This window comes from Bacillus sp. SIMBA_026 (assembly GCF_046535335.1).
GTDB lineage: Bacteria > Bacillota > Bacilli > Bacillales > Bacillaceae > Bacillus > Bacillus velezensis.
On the sequence record NZ_JAWRWX010000005.1, the window covers coordinates 1 to 10,940 of the forward strand.

A 10,940-nucleotide genomic window follows, 5' to 3' on the forward strand; every position below is an offset into this window, starting at 1 on the left:
CGCACATCGCTGTGCGATTTATTTAAAACTTTGAATTAACAGGTACGTTTTGTCTTGTTTAGTTTTCAAAGATCATTTCAACCTCATCTCGGGGCGACTTTTTCAGTATAACATTTCAGCGAGTTGCTGTCAAATGTTTTTTTGTTTTTATTTCTCCGCCGCTGTGAGCTTTTTGTTGAAGCGCATCAGCGACGTTTAATAATATACCATGCCTATAATTCAGCGTCAACACTTTTTTTGAAAGAATATCCTCGATGATATACTTCCTGCCCTTTGGTCTCTATTTGAGATACTTCAACAAAGCCTTTTTCCGTCAGGTAATCAAGCATGACACCAAGATCTTGGGTGAAGTGCACCAGTTCAGGGTGCTGAAGCAATTCTCCAAACTGCCACATTTCTTTTTCTTTCATCACTTGAAAAAGATGCGCAGAACCGATTTCAGCTTTTGAATGGATGAGAAAATCATTTGCTAAGAATAATAATTCGAGCCTTTTCTCCAAACTTTCGTGACTCTCGACAAGTTCGGAATATAGCTTATATACCTGCGGCTCAATGTGACGGACCTGGTTCCAGACTGTCGTTTCGGGATAAAATCCCCGGTCAATCACTTCTATGCGGGCCAAGTGGTGAAGAGCATGCACTACCGCATAATATGCATCCAGAAAATGATCAGCTTCAAAAAACGCTTTTCCTTCTACAAATCTTCTGATCAGCTTGCCGTATTCCATTCCGATCTTTAATTTCCGCTCGGCGAAAGGAAAAGTGCTGAGCCGGTCATTGAGTTCAGATATATATTCATTGCGGTCAAACAGCACTTTGCCGTTGATGATCCAATCTATGACTCTTCTATTGGTCCCAAGCAGAATCCATTCCTGAAGCAGAGCATCCGTTACAATATGTAAAGAAGCGGTTTTTTGTTCGAATTCATAATGCTTTATAAAAAGAGGTTCATCAGCCTGTTTGACAATGACAAGCATGACCGCATCAAAGTTATCCGTGATGGATGATGCTTTACTCCTTCTCTCAATCATAAGGACGGCCAGCGTATCGGGATGACTTGCTCTTTCTTGGTAAATTGGACGGAGAAGATTGTCCATTACGATTCCTCCAATGCGATTGTTTCACTAGCTATTGTTTCTACATTTCTATGATAAAACATGAAAGTCCTTTTTTCTAAACACATTGCACTATTATAACAAATTTCCTTTCAGGTGCCATATTTATTCTTCCCTTTTCTTACGAAAACATGAAGAATATGCCATCTGTTTTGTGCTATAGTTAAACGAGAGGGGGATGGCCATGGCGAAATACTCAAGCAAAATTAATAAGATCAGAACGTTTGCGTTAAGTTTGGTTTTCGTTGGGTTTATCATTATGTACATCGGGCTGTTCTTTAAGCAGTCTGTTTTGCTTGCCAGCTTGTTTATGATTCTCGGCCTGCTGTCGATCGGGCTCAGCACCGCCGTTTATTTTTGGATCGGCATGCTGTCCACAAAAGCGGTCCGGGTGATGTGCCCCGCTTGCGAGAAAGAAACGAAGATTCTGGGCAGAGTGGATATGTGCATGCATTGCAGAGAGCCGCTCACATTGGATAAAGGATTGGAAGGCAAAGCGTTCGATGAGTCTTATAACAGAAAAAACAGTGTAAAATAAACGAAGCTGACCGTATCAAAGCGGTCAGCTTCGTTTAGTGGTTTTCTTTTTTGGAACATTCTTGGCAGACGCCGTAAATCTCCAAACGGTGGTGGCTTACCTTAAACCCCGTGACGTGAGCCGCAAGCTGTTCTACTTCGTCAAGCCCGGGATAATGGAAGTCTACGATTTTTCCGCAGCTTTCACAAATGGCGTGATAATGGTCAGAGGTGACAAAGTCAAACCTGCTGGACGCATCTCCGTACGTCAGTTCCTTTACAAGCCCCGCTTCCCGGAATACACGCAAATTGTTATACACTGTCGCAACACTCATATTAGGGAATTTCCCTTCCAAAGCTTTATATATATCGTCCGCTGTCGGATGCGCCATAGAATCCACGAGATATTCCAGAATGGCATGACGTTGAGGAGTAATCCGGACTCCCGTATCCTTCAACGTGTCTAAGGCTTCTTTTAATTCATGTGCAGCCATCCGTCATGCACCTCTCTTCTAAAAAAGATTCTTACTTTATAATGTTTATAATTAGTGTACATCTTTTTCCGGTCTCCTGTCAAATGTAATCTGAAGAAAACCCCGTGAGTTCAGCATTTGTCCATTAATTAGACGCAATTTGTTCCAATTCTCGAAGCGCCTCGGCAACGTGATCTTTCACTTTTACCTTTCTCCACTCCTTCACAAGACGGCCTTCTTTGTCTAACAAAAAAGTGGATCGCTCGATACCCATATATTCTTTCCCAAAATTCTTCTTCAGCTTCCACACATCAAAAGCTTCCGCCAATTTGTGCTCATCATCAACGAGGAGCTGGAAAGGAAGATCGTGTTTTTGCTTAAATTTTTCATGTTTATCACGGCTGTCAGGGCTTACTCCGATAATAACCGCATCAAGCCCCGCGAAACTTTCGTGCTGATCACGGAAATCACATGCTTCCGTCGTGCATCCGGGTGTCATGTCTTTCGGATAAAAATAGAGAACGACGTACTTCCCTTTAAAATCCGTCAATGCTACTTCTTCCCCGCTGTCATTCACTAATTTCATATCCGGTGCTGTTTGTCCGATTTCAATCGTCATTTCTTATACCTCCGGGTTTTTTATTAAGCGTATCCAATTCACGTTAAGATTACAACCGTTATCCCCCCGCTCTTTTCTGGAAGCATGAACCCGTTGTGCTCGCAATGAAGCATGCTACAATAGAACATGATGTAAGGAGATATTAGGAGGGTCATTTTTTGTATACAAAATCAGTTGAACTTCATAAGGAAGCGTTAGAGCATATCGTCGGAGGCGTGAACAGCCCGTCCAGATCCTATAAAGCGGTAGGCGGCGGTTCACCCGTTGCGATGGAAAAAGCGAACGGCGCTTATTTCTGGGATGTAGACGGGAATCAGTATATCGATTATTTAGCGGCTTACGGCCCGATTATTACCGGACATGCCCATCCGCATATTACTGAAGCGATTAAAACAGCGGCTGAAAACGGCGTGCTGTACGGGACGCCGACCAAACATGAGGTCACTTTCGCCAAAATGCTGAAGGAGGCCATTCCTTCACTTGATAAAGTACGATTCGTAAACTCAGGCACTGAAGCGGTAATGACAACGATCCGGGTTGCACGCGCTTATACAGGCAGGACAAAAATCATTAAATTCGCAGGCTGCTATCACGGCCATTCTGATCTCGTACTTGTCGCTGCGGGTTCCGGTCCGTCTACGCTCGGCACCCCTGATTCCGCCGGCGTGCCGAAAAGCATCGCCAATGAGGTGATTACCGTTCCTTTCAATGACATTGAAAGCTACAAAGCCGCGCTGGATAAATGGGGTTCGGAAATTGCAGCGGTTCTCGTCGAGCCGATCGTCGGCAACTTCGGCATCGTTGAACCTGAAGAAGGATTTTTAGAACAGGTAAATGAATTGACCCATAAAGCGGGTGCGCTCGTCATTTATGATGAAGTGATCACGGCGTTCCGTTTTATGTACGGAGGCGCGCAGGATCTTCTTCAAGTGAAGCCTGATTTAACGGCGCTCGGTAAAATTATCGGGGGCGGCTTGCCGATCGGCGCTTACGGAGGCAAAAAAGAGATCATGGAGCAGGTTGCTCCGCTCGGCCCGGCATATCAAGCCGGCACGATGGCCGGAAACCCGGCATCTATCCTATCAGGCATCGCCTGCCTGGAAGTGCTGAAGGAAGAAGGCGTTTATGAGCGGCTTGATGAGCTCGGCGCCAGACTTGAGCAAGGCATTCTCGCCCATGCGGAGACACATGGCATTACCATCACCGTCAACCGTTTAAAAGGCGCGCTCACGGTTTACTTCACTGATGAAAAGATCGTCAATTACGAGCAGGCGGAAAATACGGACGGAGAAGCATTCGCCAAATTCTTCAAGCTGATGCTTGAGCGCGGCATCAATCTCGCTCCATCGAAGTATGAAGCTTGGTTTATCACAACCGCACATACTGTAGAGGATATCGACGCCACTTTACAAGCCGTTGAAGATGCGTTCAGACATATGAAAAAATAACTGCTGAAACAAGCGGGAGCCCGGGGCTTCCGCTTGTTCTTTTTGTCCGATTTGTGAGATAATGGTTTTTTCAAAAAAAAGACCTTGAATAATTGGTATGATCCCTGTATATTACTTTATTGTTTAGCAAATCAGCCGACAGGGAAATGTAAGTGTCAGCCGTTCGTTCGGCACATAATTTATTAGAGAAAGGAATGCACGCACAAACCAATGAAACTTGGTGCCCGCATTTTTAAAACAGGGATTGCGATTACGCTCGCGCTCTACTTAGCATCATGGATCGGACTTCCGTCGCCGATCTTTGCCGGGATTGCAGCTATATTTGCCATACAGCCCTCTATTTACAGGTCTTTTCTCATTATTATTGATCAGGTTCAGGCAAATATCATCGGCGCTGTCATCGCTACGGCATTCGGACTGATTTTCGGACCGAGTCCGATTATGATCGGATTGACCGCAGTGATTGTCATCACGATCATGTTAAAACTGAAAATTGAACACACCATTTCGATTGCGCTCGTGACGGTTATCGCAATTTTAGAAACACCGGGAAACAGCTTCCTGACGTTCGCTCTGATACGAACAAGCACCGTTATTTTAGGCGTGCTGTCTTCTTTTATTGTGAACCTTGTGTTTCTTCCGCCGAAATACGAAACGAAGCTGACTCATCATACGGTTGAATATACCGATGAGATCATGAAATGGATCAGGCTGACGATGCGCCAGTCCACGGAACACTCGATATTGAAAGAGGATATTGAGAAGCTGAAGGAAAAGATGATGAAGCTTGATCATACGTACCTTCTTTATAAAGAGGAGAGAAGCTACTTTAAGAAAACGACGTATGTAAAGTCGCGCAAGCTTGTTTTATTCAGACAGGCGATTATTACGGCAAATCGGGCGCTTGATACGCTGAAAAAGCTGCACCGCTATGAAAACGAGATTTATCATATGCCGGAGGAATTTCAGGAGACGCTGACAGAAGAAATTGATTATCTGCTTCATTGGCACGAAAGGATTCTGATGCGGACGGTCGGCAAGATCAAACCGCATGATGACGATGCTGAAGAAAGCATAAGATATAAACAGCTTTTGACGAAGTCTTTCTTGAAAAATCAGCAGAACTGCGAGGATGAACTGCTTGATTACAATATGCTCAGCATTATGGCTGCGGTTGCGGAATACCGCGAGCAGCTGGAGCATCTCGATACATTAATTACGAGTTTTCAGACATACCACCCGAAAGACAGCGAATTAGAAACAGACGAAGAGTAACCCGGTGCTTCCGTAAAACCGGGTTTTTTTGCATTCAAAAAAACTTATGCCGCCCATTCGGACGGCATAAGTTTTTGTATCAGTTCAAATTCTGAATCGTAAATAAGTGTCTGTACTGGCCGCCTTGGGCCATTAATTCCTCGTGCGTGCCGGTTTCGACGACGGCGCCGTTTTCCATGACGACAATTTTATCCGCGTGCGTAATCGTGGACAGCCTGTGGGCGACGATAAATGTCGTCCGGTTTTTCGCAAGCTTTTCCATCGCTTCCTGAATGTAGTGTTCACTTTCAAGATCAAGAGCCGATGTCGCTTCATCCAAGATTAACAGCGGCGGATTTTTCAAGAATACACGCGCGATGGAAATCCGCTGTTTCTGCCCGCCTGACAATTTGACGCCCCGTTCGCCGACTTTGGTTTCGTAGCCTTCGGGGAAGTTCATAATAAATTCATGGGCATTTGCCGCTTTCGCAGCCGCAACCACCTCATCCAGAGACGCTCCCGGTTTACCGATGGCGATATTTTCACGAATCGTCTCACTGAACAGAAACGTATCCTGAAGCACCATTCCGACTTGATTGCGGAGGCTTCTCGCTTCATACTCGCGAATATCCGTTCCGTCAATCAGCAGGCTGCCGCCGGATACATCATAAAAACGCGGTATGAGGCTGACAAGCGTCGATTTTCCGCCGCCGCTCATCCCGACGAGCGCGACGGTTTCCCCTTTTGTCACCTTTAAGGAAACGTTCTGCAAAATCGTTTCTTTTCCTTCCTCATAACGGAACGAGACATTTCGGAATTCGACTTCGCCCTTAATGTCGTCAGCTTTTAGTGCATTCGGTTTATCAGTCAGTTCATACGGCTCGTCGATAAATTCAAATATGCGATCCATTGAAGCGATCGACTGGGTCAGCGTCGTCGATGAGTTGATCAATCTTCTGACCGGATTGTACATTCTGTCAATATAGCCGACGAACGCAACCATCGTCCCTACCGTCAGCGGGCCGTTTATGACAAAATAACCCGCAAACGCGATAACGAGCAGCGGTGCCAAATCCGTAATGGTATTCACGACTGCGAACGTTTTTGCGTTCCAATTCGTATGACGGATCGCTCTGTCCAGAAAATGTCCGTTTTTTTCATCAAAATTGGCTTGTTCATAATCTTCAATGGCGAAACTTCTGATAACGGGCATCCCCTGAACTCTTTCGTGCAAATGTCCTTGAACTTGGGCGAGTGCCTGAGAACGCTCACGTGTCAGTTTTCGGAGACGGCCGTAAAAGTATTTCACTGAAATTCCGTATAACGGAAACAAAATGACAGATATCAATGTCAGCTTAACATCGAGTGTAAACATAATGCAGATGACGATCAGCACCGTCATCATATCAAGCCAGATATTCATCAGTCCCGTTATGACAAAGTCTTTTGTCTGTTCGACATCATTTATCACCCGGGAAATGACTTCGCCCGTTCTCGTGTTGGCATAAAACCTCAGGCTCAATTTTTGAATATGGTCAAACAATACTCCCCTGATATCATAGAGCACCCGGCTGCCCGTCCATTGCGCGAAGTATTGCCGATAGTACTCTACCGGGGGACGCAGAATTAAAAACAGCACGAACATGATGCCCATTATCGTGAATAGCGATGATGTTTTAGCGCTTGCCGTTCCGCTCCCTTGAATAATGTCATCGACCACGTATTTTAACAGAAGCGGGAGAGCCAGCGGGATGGAGAATTTTATGATGCCGATTAACACTGTGATAAAAATTTGTTTTTTATAAGGTTTTACAAATTGCATATAGCGTCTGATTACGCCCACACTTTATCCCCCTCTCTCTTTAAGGCGTGTGAGCCCATGTGAAAAACCTGTTGACACCCCAACAGGTTTTTTATTGTATCTTTATTTTGTATAGCGCAGATACCGTTCATACCACATATCAACAAATTCCGGAGCAAACGGTCCTTTCCGCTGATGAATCCAGTGCAGCAGCGTATTCAGATACTCCTTCAGAATACTGTCGATCTCTTTAGGGTAATTCATTGATTTGCGGTGGTCATCGTATTCATCCTCGTCAAGAATGTTATACGTCATATCCGGAAACACCTTGACATCCAAATCGTAATCAATATATTTGATGGCCTCTCCGTCATAAGCGAACGGCGAGCTGATGTTGCAATAATAGTGCACCCCGTCATCTCTCAGCATTCCGATGACGTTAAACCACTGACGGGCATGAAAGTAGCAGATCGCCGGTTCTCTCGTCACCCACGTCCGTCCGTCGGATTCCGTCACCATTGTCCGGTCGTTGGCTCCGATGATACACAATTCCGTACTTTTTAAAATCGTCGTTTCATTCCAAATTCGATGAAGCAGCCCGTTATGCTTATAGCTGTGAATTTGAATGGTTTCTCCTTCCTTGGGATATCCCATATTTCTCCCCTACTTTCTGTAAAGCCCTGCAGTCAATGCAGCCGCAATTGCTTTCCGACAAGTCTTTTCACTATTATAACGTTACGAATTAAAAAATGAAAATAAAAGAACCACTCCGCTTCCGGAATGGCACATTCATTTCTGCACATAGGAAGACGGCTTTTCCGTGCTGCGATAAGACTGGATGACTTGCTCTGTCTGCCTTTGGAATAACTCCTGTATGCCGGCCAGGTCTTTTCGCTTTGTCGCAATTTCGTCCTGTACATTGTCCAGCTTTGCATCTCTTTCCAGACTGATGAGTTCCGCTTCCACCTGCCGGCAGCGGTCAAGTTCTGACTGCAGCTCGAGAAGCTGATCCATGATTTTCATCTGTTCACTTACAAGCTTTTCAAACTCTGACATCGGGTTCCTCCTTAGGCTTTTAGGTTGATACTCCTTACCATTTCGATTTTCCGCCGGAAAACCCTTTGACTCATTCTGTAGAGGAATCACAAGTTTTGTCGTTTCGGCAACAAAAAAAGCACTTCCATCCGAAGATGAAGTGCTTTTTCGTTTCAGTGATTAGCTGTTTTGCTGTTTGTTTTGTTCAGCAGATTGGTTTTGCTTTCTAACCTGCTGCGCATCAGTTTCACTGGCGAATTCAGTGCCGAATTGACCCTGACCGGAAGCTGATTGCTGGTTTTGTCTTTTCACCTGCTGAACGTCTGTTTTGCTGAATTTTGAGTTTGCCATTGTTATCACCTCCACGCACTTTAGAATGCGCAGGAGATGATAAGGCTATTCATCTTTTTTAAAACTTATACGAGCAGAGAGCGTCCGCCGTCAATTATGATAGTCTGGCCGCGGATCATGTCCGCTTTTGAAGAAACTAAAAACTCCACCGTATCGATCATATCTTTAATTTCGACCATTCTGCCGGCCGGCGTATTTTGGCGGGCATCTTCCAGCAGTTCATCTCTGTTAGGGAAATGCTTCAGCGCGTCCGTATCAATCGCTCCGCCTGACACCGCGTTTACGATGATATTTTTTGGAGACAGCTCAACCGCCAGATAACGGGTTAACGATTCTAAAGCGGCTTTTGAGACACCGACCGTCGTATAGTTTTCAAGATAGCGGATGCTGCCTAGCGAGCTGATGCTGACGATGTGGCCGCCTCCGTTTTTCTCCATCATCTTTGCCGCTTCCTGGGCGCAGAAAAGCAATGCTTTCGCATTGATATTCATCGTCCAGTCCCAGTGTGTTTCTTCAAGTTCCATAACCGGTCTCAGCACGCCTGAAGCCGCGTTATTGACGAACACGTCCAGTCTGCCGAATGTTTCGTCAATCTGGCGGAACATGTCTTTGATTTTTGCCGGCTGGCCGACATTGGCTTTAATGACGAGCGTTTTCACGCCGAGTTTTTCAATTTCTTCGGCGGTTTCTAATGCCGCTTTTTTACTGCGGGCGTAATTGATGACGATGTTGTATCCTTTTTCCGCGAGTCTGATGGCGGCTGCTTTCCCGACGCCGCGGCTGCTTCCCGTGATCAGTGCGCATTTATTTTGTTCCATTTTTCCTCAGCTCCTTGCTGTGTATAGTTCTTTTCATTCAACAAACAATAAAAGCAATATGTGTTGAAAGGGGTCTTTTATATGTATGTCGGACGTGATATGGGCGAATTGGCCATGATGCCCAAAAAAGATTGGAGAGATTCAGAGCTCGCCTATTTCCATCATGCCTTCCAGCAAATTATGCCGTATTTAAACGAAGAAGGCCAGTCCAAATACCGGGAACTGATTCAGGAAATCGAAGCCCGCGGCGGACTGAAACGGAATGAAGCGGATTACGGCCACGGCACTCGCGTCAGCTATGACTGACGCTTTTACAGGCGGCCGCTTTCTTCCGCCATTTTCCATATCTTTTGATGGGAAACGGGAAATGCGTATTCCTCGAGCTCCTCTTTTGTGACCCGTATGAATTCCGTTGTATCCGACACTTGTTTTACTTTACCGAAAAAGACCGAAATATTCCAGACGAGATGGGTGAAAACATGTTCTACGATGCCTTCCAGCTCCCCGATTTCAGCGGTTGTTCCCATCTCTTTTTCTAAATAGGCTTCAAGCTGCTCTCTTTCGGTTTTGATTCCTTTCTGGGTTTCGGTATTCGGAAACTCCCACAAGTTGGCGAGCAAGCCTTTTGGCGGCCGTTTATGAATATAGACATCGCCTTGATCGTCTGTCAGCACAACGGCTGCCATTGTTTTTATTCCGGGCTTTTTCTTTTTGCTTTTAACGGGCAGCTCCCGCTCTGTCCCTTCCGCAAATGCCGAGCAGTGCTTTTGTACGGGGCAAAGCAGGCAGGACGGCGATTTCGGGGTGCAGATGATCGCGCCGAGCTCCATTAAACCCTGATTGAATTCAGATGGTTTTTCATGAGAAATGAAAGCTGATACCGCCTGTTCGAAAATGGTTCTGGTTTTAGGTTTTGCGATATCGTCCCATATGGAAAGAATTCTCGACATGACACGCATCACATTACCGTCTACGGCGGGAATCGGTTTGTTGTATGCGATGCTGAGCACGGCGCCTTTTGTATAAGGGCCGACGCCTTTCAGTCCGCCAAATTCCTTTTCCTCGGCAGGGACGACTCCCCCGTATCGCTCATGCACTTCTTTTACGGCGCTTTGCAGATTTCTTACACGGGAGTAATAACCTAGCCCTTCCCAGGCTTTGAGCACTTTTTCCTCATCGGCTTCAGCGAGCGCTGAAACGGTCGGAAATTGCTCAACAAACCGCCGGAAATAAGGAATGACGGTATCTACGCGCGTCTGCTGCAGCATCACCTCTGACACCCACACCCGATACGGGTCCTGATTTTCTCTCCACGGCAGAATTCTCTGTTCTCTTTCGAACCATGTAATTAAGTCCTCGCGAAATTTGTCTATATCTTTTTGTTTCATTTTTTCTTCAAGTGCGTTCATATCTTCTCCTCAGATGTTTCGGGTTCCGCTTTTCTTGACACCGTATTTTGGTGTAAACTTAGGGCACGTTACGATAATATGTTACATTAAATAGTGATAAA

At 45.6% G+C, this 10,940-nt stretch carries 12 protein-coding genes and 1 pseudogene; 4 read left to right on the top strand and 9 right to left on the bottom strand.

Annotated elements, in window-relative coordinates; translation table 11 throughout:
• Window positions 1–212: 212 nt before the first annotated feature.
• On the bottom strand, window positions 213–1,097 hold the full coding sequence (locus tag SB847_RS18970) for a nucleotidyltransferase-like protein (RefSeq protein ID WP_007610197.1): 885 nt from the start codon (window positions 1,095–1,097) through the stop codon (window positions 213–215).
• Between the two features lie 202 nt (window positions 1,098–1,299).
• Here SB847_RS18970 and SB847_RS18975 point away from each other — a divergent pair, with 202 nt between their 5' ends.
• On the top strand, window positions 1,300–1,653 hold the full coding sequence (locus SB847_RS18975) for a YgzB family protein (RefSeq protein ID WP_007408568.1): 354 nt from the start codon (window positions 1,300–1,302) through the stop codon (window positions 1,651–1,653).
• A 34-nt stretch (window positions 1,654–1,687) separates the two neighbouring features.
• Here the strand turns inward: SB847_RS18975 and perR are convergent, their stop codons facing one another.
• Both perR and bcp read right to left on the bottom strand, forming a co-directional pair.
• The gene (gene perR / locus SB847_RS18980) at window positions 1,688–2,125 is read right to left on the bottom strand and encodes a peroxide-responsive transcriptional repressor PerR (protein ID WP_003155465.1); all 438 of its coding nucleotides are present in this window, start codon (window positions 2,123–2,125) and stop codon (window positions 1,688–1,690) included.
• A 124-nt stretch (window positions 2,126–2,249) separates the two neighbouring features.
• Complete coding sequence (bcp, locus tag SB847_RS18985) at window positions 2,250–2,723, bottom strand: thioredoxin-dependent thiol peroxidase (RefSeq protein WP_003155466.1); 474 nt, start codon at window positions 2,721–2,723, stop codon at window positions 2,250–2,252.
• Window positions 2,724–2,881: 158 nt separating this feature from the next.
• Between bcp and SB847_RS18990 the strand changes: the two genes are divergently transcribed.
• The gene (locus SB847_RS18990) at window positions 2,882–4,171 is read left to right on the top strand and encodes a glutamate-1-semialdehyde 2,1-aminomutase (protein ID WP_308826586.1); all 1,290 of its coding nucleotides are present in this window, start codon (window positions 2,882–2,884) and stop codon (window positions 4,169–4,171) included.
• Window positions 4,172–4,381: 210 nt separating this feature from the next.
• Window positions 4,382–5,446: an aromatic acid exporter family protein gene (locus tag SB847_RS18995; RefSeq protein ID WP_007610190.1), complete on the top strand. Its 1,065-nt coding sequence runs from the start codon at window positions 4,382–4,384 to the stop codon at window positions 5,444–5,446.
• 79 nt (window positions 5,447–5,525) lie between these two features.
• Here the strand turns inward: SB847_RS18995 and SB847_RS19000 are convergent, their stop codons facing one another.
• From SB847_RS19000 to fabL, 5 genes and pseudogenes are all read right to left on the bottom strand, one after another.
• Complete coding sequence (locus SB847_RS19000; RefSeq protein WP_130571779.1) at window positions 5,526–7,268, bottom strand: ABC transporter ATP-binding protein; 1,743 nt, start codon at window positions 7,266–7,268, stop codon at window positions 5,526–5,528.
• A gap of 81 nt (window positions 7,269–7,349) precedes the next feature.
• Entirely contained in the window at window positions 7,350–7,880 is a 531-nt protein-coding gene (gene ntdP, locus SB847_RS19005) for a nucleoside tri-diphosphate phosphatase (protein WP_003155475.1), read from the bottom strand.
• A gap of 135 nt (window positions 7,881–8,015) precedes the next feature.
• The gene (locus SB847_RS19010; RefSeq protein WP_003155476.1) at window positions 8,016–8,282 is read right to left on the bottom strand and encodes a YgaB family protein; all 267 of its coding nucleotides are present in this window, start codon (window positions 8,280–8,282) and stop codon (window positions 8,016–8,018) included.
• Window positions 8,283–8,441: 159 nt separating this feature from the next.
• A pseudogene (locus SB847_RS19015) lies at window positions 8,442–8,594 on the bottom strand (gamma-type small acid-soluble spore protein); the annotation flags it as partial.
• 83 nt (window positions 8,595–8,677) lie between these two features.
• Window positions 8,678–9,430 carry an enoyl-[acyl-carrier-protein] reductase FabL gene (gene fabL / locus SB847_RS19020; protein WP_003155478.1) on the bottom strand — a complete coding sequence of 251 codons (753 nt, stop codon included), beginning with the start codon at window positions 9,428–9,430 and terminating at the stop codon, window positions 8,678–8,680.
• Window positions 9,431–9,511: 81 nt separating this feature from the next.
• On the opposite strand from fabL, the gene SB847_RS19025 reads away from it, so the two are divergent.
• Entirely contained in the window at window positions 9,512–9,736 is a 225-nt protein-coding gene (locus tag SB847_RS19025) for a hypothetical protein (RefSeq protein WP_007408563.1), read from the top strand.
• Window positions 9,737–9,741: 5 nt separating this feature from the next.
• On the opposite strand, the gene mutY is transcribed toward SB847_RS19025, so the two are convergent.
• Entirely contained in the window at window positions 9,742–10,839 is a 1,098-nt protein-coding gene (gene mutY, locus SB847_RS19030; protein WP_007408562.1) for an A/G-specific adenine glycosylase, read from the bottom strand.
• Window positions 10,840–10,940: the final 101 nt, after the last annotated feature.